Source organism: Yersinia proxima (assembly GCF_902170785.1).
GTDB lineage: Bacteria > Pseudomonadota > Gammaproteobacteria > Enterobacterales > Enterobacteriaceae > Yersinia > Yersinia proxima.
Genome location: NZ_CABHYG010000017.1, coordinates 84,641 through 105,027, shown reverse-complemented (window position 1 = coordinate 105,027; position 20,387 = coordinate 84,641). Strand labels below are relative to the sequence as shown.

Here is a 20,387-nt window from a genome sequence, read left to right as displayed (position 1 = left end):
ACAAGAGAAATGAAACTAAAGCATGAATGCTGATATCGCTTGCATTGCTCCATTTATTGGGGGTACATTAAATGCATGGACATATCTTACGACCCAACCAAAAACGAAAAAAATATTGCTGAACGTAAATTGTCCTTTGAGATGGCGCGTGATTTCGAAGTTGCCACCGCGCTAATTGTTGAGGATCTACGTAAGGAATATCCAGAGCGGCGCTTTCAGGCACTGGGCTACATTGAAGAGCGGTTACATATGTTGGTATTCACACCACGTAACGGCAAGGTGCATGTTATCAGCTTGCGTAAGGCCAATTCCCGTGAGGTAAAGCGATATGAACAAAAAAATCAGTAAAGTCACCATGACAGATAACCCTGAGTGGGGCGAAGCAGAGTTTGCCCGCGCACGTCCAGCCACCGAGGTATTTACCGAGTTGTTTGGTAAAGAGGGCGCGGAAAAGGTGATAAAAACCCGTGGTCGGCCAAAACTGGCAAATCCGAAAGAGCCGGTTAAACTACGGATTGATCACGATGTGGTAGACGCCTATCGGGCGCAGGGCGATGGATGGCAAACCAAAATGAACGAAGCGTTGCGCGATTACGCTAAAACTCATGGGATGCTGTGATTTATTAGGCGTTATTTTTCAATAACCAGTCAAAACTTACTCAGAGAAGCCGCTAAGAGGGACATTATGGCAAGCTGCATTCCTCCCAAAGTTCCCGGATACTTACAAAGAATTCGGGAACAATATAAGGAAAGTGAACCTATTATTTATAAAGTTCTTAGTCATGCAAAAATATTTGTTCGCGAAGATTACCATGTTGATCCTAATTATGATGCTGTTGGTCATGATATCTGTCTTTTCTTGCCAATGGAGATATTGAGAGGCATACATATTTCTAAACAAGAAGAATATACAAATGTAATTAAAAACGACCTCAATCTTTTGACAAAATCTGTCCATGGTGAATGGATAGGCGAAGTTGCATTAGAACTGAATTCTGAATTAGATCCTGAATATCAGCAAGCTATCAGTATCAATGAAGTAGTCAACGAGGTGCTGAATCCTGATGAGTTATCCATTTGGAAGCCAAACTTAATTCGAGTTTTTATTAGCCATAGAGACAAATACAAGCGTGAAGCGCAAGAATTAGCAAATTCCTTAGAGGAGTACGGTTTCAGTTGTTTTGTTGCCCATGAGACTATCGAACCACTCAAAGAGTGGAGAAATGAGATCGTTAACGGGCTGAAAACAATGGAAGTGATGTTGGTTTTACTAACGGATGATTTCAATGACAGTATCTGGACGTGCCAAGAGGTTGGCTATGCTCTCGGTGCAAATAAACCAGTTGTAACCCTAAAAGTTGGCAAAGTCGATCCTGCTGGATTTATTAGTCATTTACAAGCAGTAAAAGGGAGCCTCGACACTCCCACGCATAATGCCGAGTTGTTGAATATGCTTTTGGCTGACAGCATCGGCAAAGCAGAAAGAATACAACAAGCACTAATTTCTACATTCATAGCATCCCAGAGTTTTGATGAATCTAAGCATCGATTCAATCGTATGAATAAGAGCATCAAAAAACTCACGGAAGAAAATGTAAGCACCCTAGTGGATGGTTTCCGAAGAAATAGACAATTGAATCAATGTATCTATCTAAATAATAACTACAACAGACTTAAAACTTTTATTGAACGGACAACAGGCAAGAACGTAATAACAAATGAGAACGAAATAGTTTTATCTGATTAGTTAAATGTCAATACTGAAACTAACTCCAGCATTTGAAATTACTTCCCTATCCACTCCAACGCCAGATCCCCAATCCATTCACTGTCGCCGTCAGTAAAGCCCAATAACTGGCGGCGTTCGTATTTCACCGTTGGCCCGTTCTTTGTGACTTTATCCCGTAAGCCGTAGTGATGCACTCGCACCAGATTATTGACCTTGCCGCTAAAGGTGACGGCGGCCTCATCGGCATTGGATTCGTTTTTGATATAACGGGCGGTGCGCAGTTTGGTAAACATCTTGCGCTTGATACGTCCTTGCTTATCGCGGCGCTTTTTCTTGCGCGGCACAAAGGGCGATCCGTCCGGGTTTTGCTGCGACTGAATATGCTTTTGCTGGCGCTGGCGTAGCTGTTTGGCTACCTGGCGCATAAACGCGCCGCGTGCCGGTGGGGATAATTGCGTCAGTAAAATGGATAGGGTTTGGTCTAACTCATGCAGGTCATTCATGCGCCCCACTCCGCCACGGTTTTACCGTCAACATTCACTTTATAACTTTTGACAAAATATTCCGGCGGCACCGGCTCTGCCATATGCGTCACGGTTAACGTTCCGTCCTGCTCCTTAACAATGGTTCGCTCAGTGAGTTTAATGTCAAAGCTGATATCACAAACCTGATTATCCAGATAGTCGGCCTCAAAGGTGAAGCCATCCTGACGCTTATCGGGATTTGCCATAATATCTGGCTGGTTGGTGCGCAACCAATGCAGGATTGGCACCACAATCAAATCAATGCTATCAGCGTAATCGGTCACCACCAGATTTAAGGTGTACTGATACTCAAAAGAGAGTGACGGGGCCAGCGTGGCAATAATCGCCCCTTTATCAATAAACACATGTAAGCAGTCTGGGTTTTGCTTGATATACGGCACCGCTTTTAAAATAGCGGTGCGCAGCGAATCAGGCTTTAACATTGGCGGCCCCTTGCTGGCAAGCCAGCACCGTATCAACCTGCGCCGCGCAAGCATGTAACGCTGCTTCCAACTGGTCAATATCGTCGTTTAAGTCACCGTTAGTGTGCGGTTCCGCCGCCGGAAATGGGCAAGGTGTGACTCTCGGACAGCCATTGACGGTAATCTGCGGCCCCGGTAAAGGCAGGTCGCTGACGCAGCCGGATAATATCATCAGGCAGGGGAGTATCAGCCCAGCGGCGTAAGGTTTCATTTTCACGGTATAACCTCTTGATTTGGCTATTACGTTGCGCCAACAACTGATCCGTACTGGCAACCTGTTGCCGTAATTGCGCTTGCGCCTGATTATTGGCATTAGCGGTCAGTGTCAGCGCAATAAGTTGGCCGTTTTTGCTGGCCCCCTCAGCTGACTGCTGGTCAATCACCACTTGGCGAGCCTCAGACAAACGGTAAGTCTGTACGCCACTGGCTAGCAGTAAGGCGGTGGCAATCGCCCATGCGAGCGGGGCGGTGTTGAAAAGTGGCATGGTGTTAGCCCGGATATTGACGGGCAGGCAATTGAAAATGCGGGCCGTCTTTAAAGGTGCTCCAGTTACCGCCCCATTCCACGGCGATCCCCAGTTCGGCGGCGGCCTGTTTCATCGCATCGACCATCGGGTAGAAATATTGCCACTCCCAACTCACCTTACCCTCTGGCAGCGGTACGATATCGATCGCATGGCCGGTTAAGTGGCGGCTGTTCAGGGTTTGGCTGGCTCCGGCCTTGACCAGTTGGCGCTGGCGTTCCAGTGTGCGACGGCCTTCAATCACTTTAAAATCAATCGGGGTCAGCTCCAGCGCACGGCGCACCACTTTGACCAGATCAGGATGCACGCCGATCAGATTGCTTTCGCTAGCCTTGCCGAAGATAAATTTATGGTTTGGCATCAGAGGTTCCCGCCTTTTTGTTAACAATTTTAAACACCAACTCACGGATAGCCTGCAAGCCGATTAGCCCGATCAAGCAGCTGATAAAGATTTCCACTTTTCCGGCGGCAACTTCGGTTAACGCGCCGTTTAGCCACGGAATGGCATCAATGGCGCGGATCAGCATCGGGGAGATGACCGGGCCGATATTGACGCCGACCAGCCCACACACCACCCCCTCACCAATGCCTTCGCGCAACTTACCACCCCCCCAGATCACGCGCCGAAACGCCACAATGGAACCGACTAGAAAGCCGTTTATTGTCGTGGAGTGAGTAGAATAAAAGTCCAATAGCGCACCTATCCAACTTGGATCTTTTTCTGGCATTTTCATATCCGTTACCCCCTGTGGGGAATTGTGCAATCAGTCCCAAAGTTGCAGGGTCTGCGTGGTGACAGCGGCGCTGACTTCCGGCATTTCCACCGGATAACCGTGCGGTAACACTGGCCCGATATCCGCTAACCCCGGATTTGCCGCCAACACTTTTTCAGTCACGCCCTCAGTGCGGCCGTAGTAGCGCCAACACATGGCATCAACGGTGTCGTACTGCTGGGCCAGAATGCGCATTAAATCAGCTCCACCGTCATGCGGTTGATGGCCTGAATATCGTTAATCGCCCAGGCCGCATCACGGCGCAAATTATCAATGGTGGGTTCCAGTGAATCGGCCCGCTTGCCGCCCGCGCCAGTGGTATCAAAGCCACGAAAACGATCAGTTAAACGGGCTTGCATCAGGCAAAACACCGCCGTGCGGTACAACTGAATACGGGTACTTTCATCATTCAGTTTTTCCGCCGGTACCTCCGCCGCTGACCGATAACCCTGTTTTTGCTGGGTTAAGCGCCAGACTGTCAGCCGATCATTAACTTCATTGATGGCAAACAGTGCCGCCTCAATCACGCGCGGCTGGGTGATGGTGCCGTCCTGCCGTGACTCTTCGCGGTACTGATTCAGGTCGATATCCGGCCAGAAACCGTCATTTTTAATGACCGTGTTTTCCGCTGGTTCCACCGATGCTGGCGCTTCTGGTGTCTGATTGGTGTTGATGACGATTTCCATGCTGACACTCGCAAAATAAACGGGCGGTGGACGTTGGCTTTGCCAGGGTAATAAATATTCTGGGTTAGCCAACGTGCCGCCCTCGCCGGGGCGTAAGGTTATGAGGCCGCTTTAATCAGCTTCTCAAGATTCTTGATATCGGTTTTCACACCGCTGTTATCGTCCAGTTGCAGCGCCGTTTTCAGGTTTGCCAGTGCGAGAACGTGGTCGCCGTCCTGACGCAGGGCATAACCGACAAACTTATGCAGCCGGGCGCAAACCATATCCGGCATATCCTGCCCGGTGAGAATTTGCTGGGCGCGTAATAGCTGTGGAGTATCCAGCGGTTTTTGGTCGGTCAAGGTGCGTTGCGCAATAGCGGCCACTTCCTCGGCAATCAGACAGGCGGTGGTGCGCTTAAAGCTATCGGGCGTCACCAAATCATGCTTAATGGCGTACTGCGCAATATCCAGAGCGCGGGTGATATCGCCCACATCCAGATGCCAAATCAACATGCGCATCAGAATGTCGTCCTGCTCGCCGCTTCCCTTCGCCAGCACCCCCGCCACCCACGGTTGATAAGTGGGCAACATGCCTTGTTTAACTTCGGCTTTGCGGGCGATCGACTCAATACGGCCCAATTGAGCCATATCCTGTTGCAGCTTGAACAACAACAGCTCGTAGTTGCTGGCGTGGCTCAGGTTGGCCGCCTCACTCAGTGAATCCGATTGTTGAGCCGCCACAAACAGCCGATGGCGGCGAACGGGGTTACTCATAATGAATTAGCCCCCAGCCGGAACGGAGAAATCACCGAATTCAATGTTTTCAATCAGCGCTACGCCGTCGAAATCTTCGACTACATAGGCTTCATTGACTGACTCATAGTTTTCAATGCGATCCCGTTTTGGATTGTCGATAATGTGGCGGCGGCGAGTGCCGTCTTGCCAGTAGATAGACAGGTTATCTAAACGAGTGATCATGATGGCATTAGCCGGGAATGAGGGCGCACGCACTGCGGGCAAACCACCAACACGCTTTTGGCTGATAATTAAATCGGCGGCCAGCGCTTCGCTGTTGGGCTGTTCCTGATTAACGATCGGGAAGTATTTATCTGCCAGTAACTGACGGCCAACAATCACCACCAGTTCGGTATCTTCCTGGAACCACGGTTGAATCAGCTCATCGGTGGCGGCCATCACCAGCGCATCCAGATTATGGAAGTCACCGCCTTTGCCGATGCGGATTTTTGCAGAGATAACATCACCTTGCTCATCAACCACTTTATCCATCACCTGACCTGGCGCATCGTCACGAATGCTTTGCAGCCAGCCACGGTTAACATCTTGCAGTAACTTATTGACGCTACCGTCAGAGGTTTTTGCGCGGTGAGTACCGTTAAAACCGATCATGATGCGATCCAGTGCCTGGCGTTTCACAATCGCATCACGGATGCGGATTTGAAAATCAGGGAATTTAGCCCACATATCCAATTTGATATAAGCCAGCGCGGTGTCAAAGTTGGTCTGGGTACAGTTGTATTTTGTCCCATCCAGACCGCTGGGATCGGAGGCTTCACGCTCTTGCTTCGAGGTGTCGGTGGTGCTGGCAATCGGGCGATCAATACTTAAGCCAACCTTTTCACCCTCTTTTTCATCCACCGGATAAATGTTGATTTTTGACAGGAAAACACTGCTTTCCTGTTGTTTGGTTTCCAGTTTCTGCGCAATGGATGGCTCAACGGTGAACTTGGTGTTGATGTCATCGGCTTTTTCCAAACCGTTCAGGCTGGCAACCTGCTGGCGGTATTGGTTGTACTTTTGTCGGGTGACTTTTTTCATGTGAAATTAAATCCTTAACATGGCAAGCGGAGTGAATTAGCAGTCAGTCAACATGGCACTGTCGCTGCCCGTTGAGCGCTCGCGCTGGGAGAAATTGCGGTCTGTTTTACTGAGCGTGGTTTTCAACTCAGTAAGTTCTTGGTTTGTCGCGTCACTGGCAGTTTTAAGCTCGGAAAATCTCTGTTCCAGTGCGGTAAGAGCGCTAAATTTCCCCTCAACCTGTTGAGCAACCAATTCAACCGCCTGATGCACATCGCTAAAACGTGCGTCGTCGCTAGCCTCTTTTTTGCTAAACAGGGTTTTGATGGTGCTAAACAAGTTAACTTTGGGTTCCTGTGCGGCCTCAAATTCAATTAGTGTTTCTTCTGCGGCAGTAAACAGGTTTTCAGGGGATAGCTTGCGAGAGGCCAGTGGGTTGGCGGAGGCGCTGGCGCTGAAATTCAACATTTCAGTACCCAGACTGGCGGGATCATCGGTGACCGCAAGGCCGACAAGATAGGCGCTGTTGGTATCGGCAAATTTTGTATTCACCTCCATTGAGGTGTAAACCTTTTGGCGTTTTTTCACCATTTCTACCAGGTCAGCGGTCGGGCTGATTTCGGCATATAGCGCCATTTTACCCGACAACGCCCCGTCTTTTATTTCCTCAGCACTCAAGCCGGTCACATCGCCATAGCGTTTAAAAGTACCATCCGGTGAATACCCTTTAATGTGTTCCATATTGATACGAGCACCGTATAGCGTGGTGTTGTAGCTGTCGGCCATTTGCGTCAGCCATTCGCGGGTGATAGTGCGGCCATCAGTAGTGGCCCCCTCCACGCCAATGCGGAATTTTTTTGCTTTTGCGGTCATGCGTGATGCTCCGGTCTGATTCGATACAGTAGTGACCTATGTTGGCGACCAGTGACCAGCGGAACAATCAGGCGCTGTTGTGCCATGGCTGGCACAAGGTGTAATGCGGGATGGAGGAGGTGCGGATAGGTAGCCTTGCTGCAATTAAGTAATAAAGCAGGCTATTTCACATGGAAAGCGTTTCTATCAATGCCGATTTAGATCCCCGCCGTCAAGCCATGTATCTGTATTGGCAAGGGCTGCGTATCGCCCGAATTGCGGAAATGATCGGCGAGAAAGCGGTCACGGTACACAGTTGGAAACGCCGCGACAAGTGGGACGCTTACGGGCCATTGGATCAGATGCAACTGACCACGGCAGCGGAATATTGCCGCCTGATCATGAAGCCTGTCAAGGAGGCCAAAGACTACAAAGAGATTGATTTGCTGGGCCGACAAGCTGAACGCCACGCCCGCATTGGTAAATACAATGATGGCGGTAATGAGGCCGATCTCAATCCCAATATTGAGAAGCGCAACAGTGGCACACGCAAGGCCGCGCAGAAAAATGTATTCAGTGAGGCGCAGGTTGCCAAACTGAAAGATATTTTCAATGAATCCATGTTCGACTATCAACGTAACTGGTATGAAGCCGGTTTATCGCCTGATTTCCGTATTCGTAACTTGTTAAAATCGCGCCAGGTCGGGGCAACCTACTTTTTCTCATGGGAAGCGCTGCTTGATGCGCTCGACACTGGCCGCAACCAGATGTTTGTTTCTGCCTCCAAAGCACAGGCGCACCAGTTTAAAAACTATATTGTGGCAGCAGCTCGTCAGGTGGATGTTGATTTGCGCGGCGAGGTAATTATTTTACCTAATGGCGCGGAAATGCACTTTCTCGGTACCAACGCCAGCACCGCACAGGGCCGCCCCGGTAATCTCTATCTGGATGAATATTTTTGGATCCCCGGCTTTCAGAAGTTACGCCGCGCCGCATCCGGCATGGCCTCGCAGAAAAGATACCGTTCTACCTATTTTTCTACTCCCTCCAGCACCTCGCATGAGGCTTACCCGTTCTGGGCTGGCACGCTGTTTAACAAAGGCAAAGCCAAAGATAAACGCATTGAAATCGATGTCAGTTATCCACGGCTGGCGGCTGGCCGGTTGTGTGAGGATAAGCAGTACCGCCAGATTGTCACCATTGAGGATGCACTAAATGGCGGCTGCGACCTGTTTGATATTGATGAATTACGCAATGAAAACAGTGAGGAAGATTTTGAAAACCTGTTTATGTGCGGCTTTATTGATGATAACGCCTCCACATTCAAACTGGCCGAAATGCAGCGTTGTATGGTCGATAGCTGGGAAAAATGGTCAGACGTCAAACTGCTGGCGCTGCGCCCGTTTGGTGATCGGCCGGTATGGATTGGCTACGACCCGGCCAGCACCGGCGATAGCGCCGGTTGTGCGGTGATTGCGCCGCCGGTAGTGGCGGGCGGTAAATTCAGGGTATTGGAGCGCCACCAGTGGAAGGGCATGGATTTTGCCGACCAGGCCAACAATATCAAAAAGATCACCGAGCGCTATAACGTCACCTATATCGGCATTGATGATACCGGTCTGGGCCGTTCCGTGACGCAATTAGTGCGGCAATTCTTCCCGGCGGTGAACGCCATTCACTACAGCTTAGAAATGAAAGCTGACCTGATTTATAAGGCCAAAAATATTATTCAGGGCGGCCGCCTGGAGTTTGACGCGGGCTGCATTGATATCGCCACCGCGTTTATGTCGATCCGCAAAACCATGACCGCCACCGGGCGCAACGCCACCTTTGTGACTGACCGCTCCAAAGACGTCAGCCACGGTGATGTGGCCTGGGCCATTATGCACGCCCTATTCCATGAGCCTCTTGAGGGCATTAACAGCAATAACACCAGTGTGATGGAGATATATTAATGAGTAAACGCAACAGGAAAAGCCGCTCGGCCAAGGTGACAACAGCTATGGCGAGCAATAGCACCCCACAAGCCGAGGCGTTTACGTTTGACGACCCGATCCCGATGATGGATCAGCGCGATATTCTGGATTATCTCGAATGTGCAGTAATGGATCGCTGGTATGAGCCGCCGGTATCGTTCAATGGCCTGGCTAAATCCTTTCGCGCGGCGGTGCATCACAGCTCGCCTATCTATATGAAACGTAATGTACTGGTTAGCCTGTTTGAGCCGCACCGCCTGCTATCAAAGCAGGATTTTAGCCGCTATGCGCTGGATTTTTTGGTATTCGCTAACTCGTTTTTAGAGGCCCGCTATAACCGGTTGGGCGGCATCATGAAACTGGTTCCCAGCCCGGCAAAATACACCCGCCGAGGCGTGGAGGCAGACACCTATTGGTATGTCTCATCCTATGCCAATCCACACCCCTTTGAAGCCAACAGCGTTTTTCACCTGCTAGACCCAGATATTAATCAGGAAATGTATGGCGTTCCTGAATATCTCGCCTCGCTAAACTCGACCTGGCTCAATGAGGCCGCCACACTATTTCGCCGCAAATATTACCTGAATGGCAGTCACGCCGGATTTATTCTGTATATGAACGATGCCGCCCATAAACAGGAAGATATTGACGCCTTACGCAAAGCACTGAAAGAGTCCAAAGGGCCAGGCAATTTCCGCAATCTGTTTATGTACGCCCCCGCCGGTAAAAAAGACGGCATACAGGTGATCCCACTGGCAGAAGTGGCGGCGAAAGATGAGTTCGCCAGTATTAAGAACGTCACCCGCGACGACCAGCTCGCCATGCAGCGAGTACCGCCGCAATTGATGGGTATTTTACCCAACAACACCGGCGGTTTTGGCGATGTAGAGAAAGCCGCGCGTGTATTTGCCATTAACGAACTGGCCCCCCTGCAAGAACGGCTGATGGAAATTAATGACTGGGTTGGTGAGGAAGTTATCAGATTCAAGCCCTATGAGTTGTTAGTTTCTGCGGGCAATAACTGATCAGTATGAGCTTCGTCACTCGGCACTGAGCTAATAGATGGTTCGTTAGCACTAGGATTGTTAATTTCATTGGGTTGATTATTAAAGTACTCAATAAATTTTTCAGTCCTATTAATGCTGTCACTGATTGATAAACCGCGAAATGCCATCGCAATAAAAAGCAATGAAATTAACAAACTTATTACAATGCTTCCAATCTCTTTAATTAGGGTTAGGTTTGAATGTGAAAAATTACTGCTTGTCACTATTGGGCTTTTGCTTATTAATGTATATGCAATTACAGGCACGGCACAACAGATGATATACAAAAATGTATACATCATTCTCTTTCTACCCCTATCTTTTTTAGATTTATACCCATCAGCATAGATAGCTAAACTTTCATTAATTACATGACAAGTAACTAAAAAACGTCTGGCGCTTTCAAACGACATTACTGACCTCGACGGGTGCTTTGAGTTTAATAACGCGTTAATTTCATCTAATGTGACATTCGGACATTTTGTTAGCCAGAAAAATAATTTCTCAACAAGATATTTGTTGCATGGATTTTTTTCATGCTCTGCTATTAATTCAATATCTAATTTATATTTATCTCTCCATACAGAATGTCGGTAAACGAAGAAAGGTAAAATTGTTCCCAAAAGCACAGTTATAATCGCTATCACGAGAGTCATAATCTTTTTCATCACTTGTAAATGTTGTTAGTTGTAAATATTTTATACTTTTAATTTTACGCATACCTCTGTTTATAGAGATGGATCTATCAGTTAAAGATCGTTGTCACACTTTAGAATTATTAATGACTGTGACATGTCACAAGGCTCTTGATTTTGTTTTTGTGCCATGTCACGATTTTAAAAGAGCAAGCCGCAACGGCCACCGCGAAAATTAGTTATAATTGCTCAAAATGTTTAGTAAGCTGACTACCACAACCCTGCAAGTTCATACCGCAACAATCCGTATGATTCTATTCACCCCTTAATTATTATCTAAGCCGCGCCAATACTGGGTTTTTAGCCTCTTTCTAACTGCATAAAAACTGAATATTTAGTCACACAAAGCGCGGGCGGGGGGGCGCGCGGAAAGAGGTGTGAGCGGTGCTTCAATCCTTTTCATATATGCCCGAAATCACCCCCTGAATGCATGTGCGGCACCCTGCCTTTTGGCTCGAAACGATTCGCTATGAGAGGTGAAATAAAAACGCGCCTCTCTGTGTAGTGTAGAGGCGCTTTTGTGTGGGGTAATTTGGGGCGTAAATTAGATGTGATTTTTATTCTATTCAAATTGACGCATATCTATTCATTTTAATATCTTATCCAATATTGCCGTGGTACACTATCAGCACCCGCTATAGGTTTTTTAACATCAGTTTCTTATAGTTTTGCGTCTATATACTCATGAGCTACAACGCTTAAAAGAAGCAGCTCAAACCTCTTTAGCCTCAAAAACACATTGTTATTGTGTGATTTATCTTCATCCTTGTGTAGCATGTACATAAAAATTGAATACTTAAAGGCTAAGACGGCAGAATGCTATATAAATTTTTCACTTTAAATGATAATTCTCTATCCTCCTTATATAATTCTTCTCTCTGGTTTTCAAAGGTCTGCGATTTCAATGATCCGTTTGAGGGTCAGGTTAAAATAATAGATGGAGAATTGACAGATTCTAATATGGTTAAATTGATTAAAGCTATGAATTCATCAGGAGAGTTGAATAGGTTTCTGAATTTAAAAAACTCTAATGAAACATTAGATGCACTCGCAAAAATAATGATACTGAATAAAGGTGAAACACTTAAGAATGAAATTCTTAGAATAGCTAGGCATGCCTTTAATACTGTTGTTGAGAGCTACACAAATGGCGGAGCTTGCTGCTTTGTTTCTGATGGAAATCCATCTGACGATTCGCTAAGCCCTTTAACAAGTAGACTTATGTGGGGACATTACGGTAACGGCCTTCGTGGGTTTGCATTGAAATTTAGAGATGACATATTCTGTGATGTAAATAGCGAGCTAAAAAAAGAAATAATTTCTGGGCCATATAAAATAGATTATATAAATGATTATCCTGTTGTTAATTTAGTTGAGTTATCTAACCAGCTTTATGTCGAAAAAAACCAACTTAAGGTGTTTAAACATATTGGTAAGTTAACTTCATCTAAAAATAAAGACTGGGAGTATGAGCAAGAAGTTAGATATATCTCAATGGAGGGGAACAGGCTTTTCAAGTACAGTCCTGAGCATATTGAATTACTTTGCATTGGTGAAAAAATGCCTAATTATCAAGTTAAGTTTTTATTATCAATTGCAAAAGAATTGGGAATAAAGAAAATTTGCAGGACAAAGCTATCAAATGATAGTTATACGATAGGATTAGATTACCAAACTTCTTAGATACGTTTTTAATTTACTTAGCTACGGATCGACTATGACCATTACAGACTTCCTCATGATGAACCAAAATACTGATGCGATAGTTGAAGCTATCGAGTCACTTCGGCCTACAACCGACTATGCGAAAGATTATCTTTTTCCTGTAGCGTTAGCGTTCGGTTCAGCCTTTTTTGGGGGCTTATCTGCCGTATATATCAACAAAATACAGGGGCTGCAAAGAATCGCCAGAGATAATCTTTTTACATCCATACAGGCCGTAGCTCTTGCACAAGACTGTATCAATCGCTTGGTTTCTATCAAGAACAACTATATTGACATTGATAGCGATGAACCGCTAGCAAGAGCTATAGCTTTCGCTACGATAGTTACCAAGTTTGAGGATGTAACATTCGGCACTAACGGTCTATATTTTATACGATCCATACCTACAGCAAACAAAACATGCTTTGAGTCTATCACATGGAAAATCAAGCATCACATCTTGAAGATGAAGGTCAAAACTCCATCCCCCGAAGAGCTGAGGAAAACATGGAGAAACAGCGTTAGAGTTAGCACTATGTTCGGTAACTATAACGAGGCAATGGGCATGCTTCGGTTCAGAAATGAATTGAGTGAACAAGTTAAAGAAAAGATTCCTCTTGATGATAATAAATTAACGCCTGAAAAGTTCCAGATTATTCTTGGCCGCAAACTTTGTAGCGAATATGTGCACATAACAGAATCTTCTATCGCACTTATAGACAATCTGATAGTTGAGTTTCATCACTTCCTGTTAGAGTTTCCCGCCATTGCTACGAGTAATATTGAGTTAAGCAGGATCAGAGAGTGGGGAGGAATTCCAACCTATGGGAATAAGCAGGAATCATATTTGAAATGCTTGGAGCCTATAATCAAACCAGATTTTTCAAAGTTTTCAACTTACATAGGAATGTCAGAACAAGATGCGAAAAAACGGTACACGTTCAAATCATGGCATGACTAAAAAGTGTTAGTTATCGTGTGTAAAGGGCTACTAGATTGTGGATAATATGTGCCACTTCAAACATGACCTGATTGTCGTCTATGAGCCACAATAAAAATATGTGGCTTTTTATATAATTATCAGTCAGCTAAATTGTATCCAACATCAGTTTCTTATACCCCAACGTCTGCCAACACTCCGTGTCCCCCTGCAAACAGCAACCAGCCTTATCACCCGGCAATGTGTCACCGCACCGCTTACAACTACCTTTCCTCAACTCATTAAGCTGTTTGTGTAGCAATTTATTGTCCTGCCGGAGCAAACCTAGCAAATATTCAGCCCGCTCATAAGGCCCGCGAGCAATGCGGCGCTGTTCGCAACCCTCCAAAAACATTGCCATTTCTGCGGTATCTATACGCAAAGTAAGCTCGGTGATGCCTAACTCTTTATCGCGCTGGCGCTGGGCGCGTTTACGGTCACTTGCTGCTGTCATAATCAGACACCTTTTAAAATTTAATCCGTATAAATCGATTTGAATACCAGCGCCCCAGGCCAATAATTTCTATTTTTGAGGTGAAATGTTTATAGCTTTCCTCATCTTCTTTAAATGTTTTTAACGCCGCAATCCGGTGAAGCAATGCGATTTCTGCAAAAACATCGACAATGCCATTCTCATGAAATTTTAGGGTTTGGTTTTTAAAGTCGCCAAAGACTAACCGAGCCGCAAGGTAGCTATTGACGAAACAAACAGCTCTAACTGTAACCATTTCAACTCTGCGGCGTTCCATTTCTTCATCAAATAAAAACTGAATATCTGCTTTGAGCATTTCATTCTCCTAATAAGATATGGCTATTTTTTATATCCCTGCCCTTTTTCAGCCAGCCCACGAATTGCCGGACGAGCCAATACAATGCCCTGACAGGCGTGGATTGCCCGGCAGAACTCATCACGTTCACAGGGGTGTTCAATCGAAAGCTGTAAATATTGGTTCCATGCATCGCCAAGCATTTGAGCAACTCGCTGTTCATCGGCTGACAATATGCAAAGGGTGTCGGTGCAATTAATATTGGTGACTTTCACGGTTTACTCCCTCTCGTAATTTCGCCACCCGGCTCATGACGCTAAATACCCGCTGGGCGGTGGTTGGTTGGCACTGGTACAAACAACAATCCTCTCTTGCCCGCCAGTTCTGGCCGCTGATGGTCAACGTTGCGCCACAAGCCAGTGATTGCGCTTGCTGCTTGCTAATGGAAAGCCCGATTGACTCGGCAAAATCGCGGATTTTTGTTGTCACTGGTGCCAGTTGTACGGTTTTTTCTTGCCGCTGGGCGGCCTTTTCGGCTGATACCTGGCGTGATAATTCCTCGGCTGGCGTCAATGGATTAGTTTTAATCGTTGCTACCGGCGCGTTTTTAATCCTGCGCAGTAAGGTCCGGCGTTCTGCATCGGTGAGTGCGGTGAAATCGATTGTTTTTTCTTCTAATGTTCTGTCTATGGCCTCCTCCGGTTCGACTATTTTTTGCTCTACCGGAGAGTTATTGACAGAACTCCAAGGGACGGCGGAGCCGTCCTGAAAAACATCAAACCCCACGGCAACGGCGGGTTTCACCTTTTGGCGGGCGACAATCTTCCAAGTTTTTAGGCGAGTACAGATGCGCGACGCCTCGCCCAAAAGCGGGGAATAGATACCGAAAATCTTCTCGGTGATTTCGCCGTAGGCGTTGGGCTGTTCATTGTCCTGCCAGGCAATGCGCACGGTGTACTCTTCGCGGGGAATTAAGACGCCACCCTGCTGCATGATATAGGTAGCAAAACAACTGACATCAGCCGCCGACATAACCGCATCCATTGCCGGATCAAGTAATAGCTTTTTCCCTCGCATGGCGGCTACTTTCGCTGCAATGTCTGCGGGGTCGGTTTTTTTATCTATCAGGCGCTGTATGGCTAACTTAAATTCATCTGATTTAATCAGATCATTGAGTAGCTGGTTATTCAGCTTGCGCAACTCCCGCCAGACAGTCACCGGCGGCGTGCCTATGGGCTGATATTGGCGGATACGGTGGCGAGATGCCCAGGCCATAGCAAAACGAGCCGTTTCTTTCAGCGGCTTGCCAGTTTCATGGTCTAATTCGCCATCCAGCGCGTAACCATCAATATTTTTACTGATGTATTTAGCGATATAGGCGGTGGCGCTGCCTATCTTCGGATCCAGCCGTTTAGCGGTAAATCGGGCGCTGGTGCGCTTACCTAATTCGGCGCGATCAGTTTTGACAGCGTAGGCGCGCATAATTTCGGTGATCGCGTGGCACTCTTGCGGTTTCATAAATAACAATAAGTGCCAGTGCGGTGTACTGTCATGATGCGGCTCAGCCACACGAAAACCGTAGACGCGCAGATTTTCCCTACCCAATTTTGAAGTAATGTTTCTCCATAACTTGGTGAGATAGGCTTGCGCTTGTGACGGCGTGGTGTAGTTCCATTTCGGGTTAGCGTGGCCGCTTTGGTTGTTGGCGTGGTATTTAGACGGGCAAGTAATGGTATAGAACATACCCACATCATCACGCGACTGAGCAACCAGTTCGATCCCTTTCATGCGCGCCATCAACTCATGACGGCGAATAGTCGGATTGCTGATACTGGCATCCACCATTGCCTCTAAAGAAACGGTGTTGCCCTCATCATCAACTAATTCATGTCGTTTAAAAAATTCACGATTGCGGCGTTTTTGCTCTATCCAGTCGGCCAATGCCTCTTTACTGACATAAGGTGCGGCACGCTTATGGATCAAGCCAGCGGCGCGCAACTGACTTTCTCGCCAATCATTACGCAACCGCCACAATTTACGCTCCCACCAATCGGCATTAATCAATCTGGCAATAGCGGAGTAAAAGGTGGCGCGGTCTACGGGCTGATCCTGGTGGCCGGGCTTCGACCCCAATTCACGCCAGTGCGACGGCCTGACGCGCAAAGACCACACTTCAAGCGCAATATTGCGATAAATGGTTAATAACTCGGCATCAGATAAATTGCGGGTTTCTTCGGTGGGCGTGGATACCTCGGTGCAGAACATTTCATTAATGCGGCCAGCAATATCATTTGCCAGTGATTTAACCCGGCGTTTATTCAGTTCGGCAAGGTGGCTATAGATGCCCTGAAAATAAGCCATTAACTCAGATTTACGGCCCTTGCTCACACCCTGATATTCGCGCACAGCATCCAGACGTAGCAATGCATTCTTGCCGGTGCCGGTTAAGAATGCATTGGTATGTTTATCGCCATGATTTTCACGTAACCATCTAATTTTATTTTGAAAATGCGATTTAATAAAAATAGGTTGCTGATCAATACGAGCCTCTACGCCTTGCGGTGAATCCGCCCATTGTTGCTTATCACGCAAATAGATCTCGCGCTCCAGCTCAGCGCGCTCCCTGCGCATTTTAAGTAATGTCTGGTTAGGCTCCCGTAATTCTGTATACCCCAATGCATTCAGCCGCTTCACATAGCGAATAACCAGCGGGTGAGATTTTGGTTTTACTACCACTGCGACCGGCGCTAAAGATTGGTAGCCACCAATGGCTGGGCGCGGGGCATTCCATGAGTGCTCCCATTCAATAGAAACATCACCGTTGCCTGGATAAGGCAGCGGTGATGTTGGGATGATGCGGCCACGGGCATGCTCAGTCATATAATTGCGCCGGAATTGTCGCAATAATTTCCCCGATACTTTTTCTGCCATCACTTTTACAACTGATAGAGCGCGGAGCCGTAATCGAGTGGAGGGTGAAACGGCTATAGAGATCGCGACTGATAGAGGTATCGCTATTGGAGGCAACAACATGACAGCCATTTTCAGCGGCCCTTGCCAGTAGGCGGGCTAAACGAAATTGCTGATCAGCGCTAAAACCATCGGTGTGATAATGGGTAAAGTCAGCAGTGCTGGAGACTGGGATATAAGGCGGATCGCAATAAATCACATCACCCGCAACAGCCATTTCCAGTGCTTCGGAGAAATCACAACATAAGAAAGTCGCTTTCTTGGCTTTTTCAGCAAAGAAACGGATCTCGGCTTCGGGGAAATAAGGTGCTTTGTATTTGCCATAGGGGACGTTAAATTGCCCTTGTTGGTTATAGCGACAAATACCATTAAAACAATGGCGATTAAGATAAAGGAAGATTGCTGCTCTGGATATATCATCACGGTTTCGTGCATTAAATATTTTGCGGAAAATATAATATTGTTCGTCGGAATTAGCCGTAAGAAACAGTGAGGAAGCCACATTGATTAAGTCGCTCGTTTCTCTTTTGGCGACTTCATAGAAGTTAATCAGATCATCATTGATATCTGTTATCAGATATTCATCATAATCCGTATTCAGCATCACAGAACAGGAACCAGCAAACGGTTCTACCAATCGTTTACCGGTTGGCAAATGTTGAAGTAAGGTTGGCATAATGCGAGCCTTTGAACCGGCCCATTTCAGCGGAGAGCGATTTATTGTCATTAGCCGCTTACTCATTTATTTGATTTTGGATTTTATCGGATTCCTGGCGCAGTAATTCCACCGATTCTTTAACGCATAAAGCACGAGCAATAATGACATTTGCCAGATTTTCCAGAAGCGCAGAGGTCAGTATTGCTTGTTTCCTACGTTCATTTATCAGGGCATCATTGAGTAAATCAGCATTTTTAATTTTCTTACTCGGCATATTCGAATCCTTAACTTTAGATAATAGGAATCCCGACGCGATAAATGCGCCATATTTAATAACCCGCTAAAAGGTTATTTCTTTATAACAAGTCTTTTGGTATTGAATTCAAATCAACCCATAGATCCAACGCTGCTTTACGCACCGCTTTTCTTTCGTGATATTCCAACTCCCGAAATTTTCTTTCGTGGCCGTCTTTCTTTATCCCAGCGGCATAATAAATAATACCTTTGGTCTTACCCCTGCTTAATGACTCCAAACGTTGCTCAAACTCTTCATCTGGATCTTTTTTAAACAGTTCCTTTATGTGGTCTAAATGCCGTAAGCCTACTTTCTGATTCCATTCCTGCATTGAAAGTGGTGATTCATCGGTATTTATTTGCCCCATTATTCGCACCTCACGAGAGAACAATTAATACGGTTTAAACTTACAGACGCGCTTTGCGTGCTACTTCTTCTTTCTTGATACTGGTGCGATGGCGGTGATCACGAATTGCGGCGCGGACAGACAAAACAGCAATCCAAATAAGCACGGCCAGCATGATTAATGCGCCTCCGGTCAATTCAATTAGTTGCCCTGGCATGTCGGCACCTCTTCATTAAATAGCGGCGGAAGATCGCCGGATTCACGGAATTGCTGTGTTGCTGTATTCAGTTGGTGGAAAGTGGCTAACTCGTTTTCACGCAATTGCCACGCTATGGCGGTAATCATACTTAAGCCCGCAAGGGTATTACTGGCAATAGAATTTCTTTCACGGTGATGAAGCGTTGTTCTTATTGAATAAATTCCATCTTTCCCTACTGAGCGATTGATTAACTCGGCTATATCAGCACTGTGCGTGCGCAATATGGCGTTAGCTATCTGTAGGCAAGGTGATTTCATGCTGCAACTCCCGTCTCACGCTCGGTGTACAACTGATCGATAAAGCCCGTTGCGAGGGCCTGAGCATCAAATAAGCCGAAAGACTGCTCACCCAAGAAAACTTCATAACGGTTAAGTAAGTTAATGGTCGTTCTGCGGCGAAAATTAATCACGAACCCGCGATAAAACCATGCATTACGGCTGATAACACTTAAGGCATGCATCGTATTTTCCCCTAACTATTGGCTATGGCATCTTTCAACATAGCGACCAAGTTAACTTCAACCTTGTCACCGGCTTTAATTTTCGGACGAATAATAATCCGCCCATCGCGCACCATTCCCCGGCAGGTAGCGAACGGGATACCAGTCATTACGGCATATTCTTTCAGAGAGACATAGCCCGTGGGTACGGTGATATTAATGGTGACATTACCCATAATTTCCCCCTATCAATCAGCCTGAATAGCAGCGATCCCGCGCAAGTAAACCAAGCGGGCCATACTGGAAATTGAACGACTTTCTTTTGCTGCAAGTGCTTCTAATTCAGAGCGTTCACCATCAGATAAACGCATAGGGGTAGGATTTTTTGAGGCGATTCCTTTCGGTAATCGCGAGCGTTGATCATGTTCGACTTGTTTCATAATGGTATATTGTGATCCACTAAGTTCCTGTACAACACAATTTAAGGAAGTATTGTTCCTATGTCAAACAAAAAAGAGGAATTATTATTCCTAATTGGCGCACGACTGCGTGAAGAAAGGGAAAAAACGGGTGAAAGCCAAGAGGCTATGGCGACAAATTTTGGTGTTTCAACCAGAACTTGGGGCAAATATGAGAGAGGGGAAACCGTACCTGATGCTGCCACACTCGCATTGTTGAATGCTCAGTATGGTTTAGACGTCATGTATATACTGACTGGGAAACGAACCCCTCCAGATACTATCTCTACAGAAGAGCTGAAACTAGTAGAGAATTACCGAGCAATGGATGACTCGGCAAGGCTAAATATACAGGCGGTTGGCGATGCGTTCGCGCAATCGAAGCCTCAATTGAAATCAGAAAGCAATTAACTTAACCATTCAGAACAG

The 20,387-nt window shown here is 46.5% G+C and carries 31 protein-coding genes and 1 pseudogene; 8 read left to right on the top strand and 24 right to left on the bottom strand.

Annotated features, from left to right (window positions below; genetic code table 11):
• Nucleotides 1–75: 75 nt before the first annotated feature.
• From FTB31_RS16650 to FTB31_RS16640, 3 genes are all read left to right on the top strand, one after another.
• Nucleotides 76–348, top strand: a complete 273-nt coding sequence (locus FTB31_RS16650) for a BrnT family toxin (protein WP_049598943.1) — start codon at nt 76–78, stop codon at nt 346–348.
• The gene (locus FTB31_RS16645) at nt 329–619 is read left to right on the top strand and encodes a BrnA antitoxin family protein (RefSeq protein WP_042840597.1); all 291 of its coding nucleotides are present in this window, start codon (nt 329–331) and stop codon (nt 617–619) included. Before FTB31_RS16650 ends, FTB31_RS16645 begins: the two co-directional genes overlap by 20 nt.
• Before the next feature lie 66 nt (nt 620–685).
• The gene (locus FTB31_RS16640) at nt 686–1,747 is read left to right on the top strand and encodes a toll/interleukin-1 receptor domain-containing protein (RefSeq protein ID WP_050115580.1); all 1,062 of its coding nucleotides are present in this window, start codon (nt 686–688) and stop codon (nt 1,745–1,747) included.
• Between the two features lie 38 nt (nt 1,748–1,785).
• Here the strand turns inward: FTB31_RS16640 and FTB31_RS16635 are convergent, their stop codons facing one another.
• The 11 genes and pseudogenes from FTB31_RS16635 to FTB31_RS16585 all read right to left on the bottom strand — a co-directional run bounded on the left by FTB31_RS16635 (nt 1,786) and on the right by FTB31_RS16585 (nt 7,387).
• Nucleotides 1,786–2,232: a phage virion morphogenesis protein gene (locus FTB31_RS16635; RefSeq protein WP_227731621.1), complete on the bottom strand. Its 447-nt coding sequence runs from the start codon at nt 2,230–2,232 to the stop codon at nt 1,786–1,788.
• Entirely contained in the window at nt 2,229–2,696 is a 468-nt protein-coding gene (locus FTB31_RS16630; RefSeq protein WP_227731620.1) for a phage tail protein, read from the bottom strand. The genes FTB31_RS16635 and FTB31_RS16630 overlap by 4 nt, the downstream gene beginning before the upstream one ends.
• A pseudogene (gene lysC / locus FTB31_RS16625) lies at nt 2,683–2,883 on the bottom strand (Rz1-like lysis system protein LysC); the annotation flags it as partial. The gene FTB31_RS16630 and the pseudogene lysC, both read right to left, overlap by 14 nt.
• Nucleotides 2,795–3,220: an Rz-like lysis system protein LysB gene (gene lysB / locus FTB31_RS16620; protein WP_400189488.1), complete on the bottom strand. Its 426-nt coding sequence runs from the start codon at nt 3,218–3,220 to the stop codon at nt 2,795–2,797. The pseudogene lysC and the gene lysB, both read right to left, overlap by 89 nt.
• A 4-nt stretch (nt 3,221–3,224) precedes the next feature.
• Complete coding sequence (locus FTB31_RS16615; protein WP_227731618.1) at nt 3,225–3,620, bottom strand: M15 family metallopeptidase; 396 nt, start codon at nt 3,618–3,620, stop codon at nt 3,225–3,227.
• Nucleotides 3,607–3,993 carry a phage holin family protein gene (locus FTB31_RS16610; RefSeq protein WP_072079880.1) on the bottom strand — a complete coding sequence of 129 codons (387 nt, stop codon included), beginning with the start codon at nt 3,991–3,993 and terminating at the stop codon, nt 3,607–3,609. The genes FTB31_RS16615 and FTB31_RS16610 overlap by 14 nt, the downstream gene beginning before the upstream one ends.
• Before the next feature lie 30 nt (nt 3,994–4,023).
• The gene (locus tag FTB31_RS16605; protein WP_049530282.1) at nt 4,024–4,227 is read right to left on the bottom strand and encodes a tail protein X; all 204 of its coding nucleotides are present in this window, start codon (nt 4,225–4,227) and stop codon (nt 4,024–4,026) included.
• A complete protein-coding gene (locus FTB31_RS16600; RefSeq protein WP_227731617.1) occupies nt 4,227–4,790 on the bottom strand; it encodes a head completion/stabilization protein in 564 nt (187 codons plus the stop codon). Before FTB31_RS16600 ends, FTB31_RS16605 begins: the two co-directional genes overlap by 1 nt.
• A gap of 26 nt (nt 4,791–4,816) precedes the next feature.
• The gene (gpM, locus tag FTB31_RS16595) at nt 4,817–5,473 is read right to left on the bottom strand and encodes a phage terminase small subunit (protein WP_221870765.1); all 657 of its coding nucleotides are present in this window, start codon (nt 5,471–5,473) and stop codon (nt 4,817–4,819) included.
• A 6-nt stretch (nt 5,474–5,479) separates the two neighbouring features.
• The gene (locus FTB31_RS16590) at nt 5,480–6,535 is read right to left on the bottom strand and encodes a phage major capsid protein, P2 family (RefSeq protein ID WP_046051065.1); all 1,056 of its coding nucleotides are present in this window, start codon (nt 6,533–6,535) and stop codon (nt 5,480–5,482) included.
• Between the two features lie 36 nt (nt 6,536–6,571).
• Nucleotides 6,572–7,387: a GPO family capsid scaffolding protein gene (locus FTB31_RS16585; protein ID WP_227731616.1), complete on the bottom strand. Its 816-nt coding sequence runs from the start codon at nt 7,385–7,387 to the stop codon at nt 6,572–6,574.
• A gap of 170 nt (nt 7,388–7,557) precedes the next feature.
• Here FTB31_RS16585 and FTB31_RS16580 point away from each other — a divergent pair, with 170 nt between their 5' ends.
• A complete protein-coding gene (locus FTB31_RS16580; RefSeq protein WP_227731615.1) occupies nt 7,558–9,321 on the top strand; it encodes a terminase large subunit domain-containing protein in 1,764 nt (587 codons plus the stop codon).
• Nucleotides 9,321–10,367 (top strand): phage portal protein, encoded by a 1,047-nt coding sequence (locus tag FTB31_RS16575; RefSeq protein WP_227731614.1) that lies wholly within the window; start codon nt 9,321–9,323, stop codon nt 10,365–10,367. Before FTB31_RS16580 ends, FTB31_RS16575 begins: the two co-directional genes overlap by 1 nt.
• Here FTB31_RS16575 and FTB31_RS16570 read toward each other — a convergent pair.
• Nucleotides 10,334–11,044, bottom strand: a complete 711-nt coding sequence (locus FTB31_RS16570) for a hypothetical protein (protein ID WP_227731613.1) — start codon at nt 11,042–11,044, stop codon at nt 10,334–10,336. The two genes, FTB31_RS16575 and FTB31_RS16570, sit on opposite strands and share 34 nt — an antisense overlap.
• Before the next feature lie 855 nt (nt 11,045–11,899).
• Between FTB31_RS16570 and FTB31_RS16565 the strand changes: the two genes are divergently transcribed.
• Together FTB31_RS16565 and FTB31_RS16560 are read left to right on the top strand one after the other, a co-directional pair.
• Nucleotides 11,900–12,766, top strand: a complete 867-nt coding sequence (locus tag FTB31_RS16565) for a DUF2971 domain-containing protein (protein WP_227731612.1) — start codon at nt 11,900–11,902, stop codon at nt 12,764–12,766.
• Between the two features lie 34 nt (nt 12,767–12,800).
• Complete coding sequence (locus FTB31_RS16560) at nt 12,801–13,748, top strand: hypothetical protein (protein ID WP_227731611.1); 948 nt, start codon at nt 12,801–12,803, stop codon at nt 13,746–13,748.
• A gap of 127 nt (nt 13,749–13,875) precedes the next feature.
• Here the strand turns inward: FTB31_RS16560 and FTB31_RS16555 are convergent, their stop codons facing one another.
• From FTB31_RS16555 to FTB31_RS16500, 12 genes are all read right to left on the bottom strand, one after another.
• Entirely contained in the window at nt 13,876–14,220 is a 345-nt protein-coding gene (locus tag FTB31_RS16555) for a hypothetical protein (RefSeq protein WP_227731610.1), read from the bottom strand.
• 13 nt (nt 14,221–14,233) lie between these two features.
• Nucleotides 14,234–14,554: a hypothetical protein gene (locus tag FTB31_RS16550; protein WP_227731609.1), complete on the bottom strand. Its 321-nt coding sequence runs from the start codon at nt 14,552–14,554 to the stop codon at nt 14,234–14,236.
• 23 nt (nt 14,555–14,577) lie between these two features.
• Entirely contained in the window at nt 14,578–14,808 is a 231-nt protein-coding gene (locus FTB31_RS16545) for a hypothetical protein (RefSeq protein ID WP_227731608.1), read from the bottom strand.
• Nucleotides 14,789–17,413, bottom strand: coding sequence for a replication endonuclease (locus FTB31_RS16540; RefSeq protein WP_227731607.1), 2,625 nt, complete (start codon nt 17,411–17,413; stop codon nt 14,789–14,791). The genes FTB31_RS16545 and FTB31_RS16540 overlap by 20 nt, the downstream gene beginning before the upstream one ends.
• Entirely contained in the window at nt 17,406–18,230 is an 825-nt protein-coding gene (locus FTB31_RS16535) for a Dam family site-specific DNA-(adenine-N6)-methyltransferase (protein ID WP_227731606.1), read from the bottom strand. The genes FTB31_RS16540 and FTB31_RS16535 overlap by 8 nt, the downstream gene beginning before the upstream one ends.
• Nucleotides 18,231–18,237: 7 nt before the next feature.
• A complete protein-coding gene (locus FTB31_RS16530) occupies nt 18,238–18,435 on the bottom strand; it encodes a DUF2732 family protein (protein ID WP_049530279.1) in 198 nt (65 codons plus the stop codon).
• A gap of 82 nt (nt 18,436–18,517) precedes the next feature.
• Nucleotides 18,518–18,823, bottom strand: a complete 306-nt coding sequence (locus tag FTB31_RS16525) for a hypothetical protein (protein ID WP_227731605.1) — start codon at nt 18,821–18,823, stop codon at nt 18,518–18,520.
• 40 nt (nt 18,824–18,863) lie between these two features.
• Nucleotides 18,864–19,019 carry a hypothetical protein gene (locus FTB31_RS16520; RefSeq protein ID WP_004723293.1) on the bottom strand — a complete coding sequence of 52 codons (156 nt, stop codon included), beginning with the start codon at nt 19,017–19,019 and terminating at the stop codon, nt 18,864–18,866.
• Nucleotides 19,004–19,318 (bottom strand): hypothetical protein, encoded by a 315-nt coding sequence (locus FTB31_RS16515; protein WP_227731604.1) that lies wholly within the window; start codon nt 19,316–19,318, stop codon nt 19,004–19,006. The genes FTB31_RS16520 and FTB31_RS16515 overlap by 16 nt, the downstream gene beginning before the upstream one ends.
• On the bottom strand, nt 19,315–19,521 hold the full coding sequence (locus FTB31_RS16510) for a hypothetical protein (protein ID WP_227731603.1): 207 nt from the start codon (nt 19,519–19,521) through the stop codon (nt 19,315–19,317). The genes FTB31_RS16515 and FTB31_RS16510 overlap by 4 nt, the downstream gene beginning before the upstream one ends.
• An 11-nt stretch (nt 19,522–19,532) precedes the next feature.
• Nucleotides 19,533–19,736, bottom strand: coding sequence for a hypothetical protein (locus FTB31_RS16505; RefSeq protein WP_004706419.1), 204 nt, complete (start codon nt 19,734–19,736; stop codon nt 19,533–19,535).
• A gap of 12 nt (nt 19,737–19,748) precedes the next feature.
• A complete protein-coding gene (locus FTB31_RS16500) occupies nt 19,749–19,940 on the bottom strand; it encodes a hypothetical protein (protein ID WP_049648451.1) in 192 nt (63 codons plus the stop codon).
• Between the two features lie 60 nt (nt 19,941–20,000).
• Between FTB31_RS16500 and FTB31_RS16495 the strand changes: the two genes are divergently transcribed.
• Nucleotides 20,001–20,369 (top strand): helix-turn-helix domain-containing protein, encoded by a 369-nt coding sequence (locus FTB31_RS16495; protein WP_227731602.1) that lies wholly within the window; start codon nt 20,001–20,003, stop codon nt 20,367–20,369.
• The last annotated feature ends 18 nt before the right edge of the window (nt 20,370–20,387 follow it).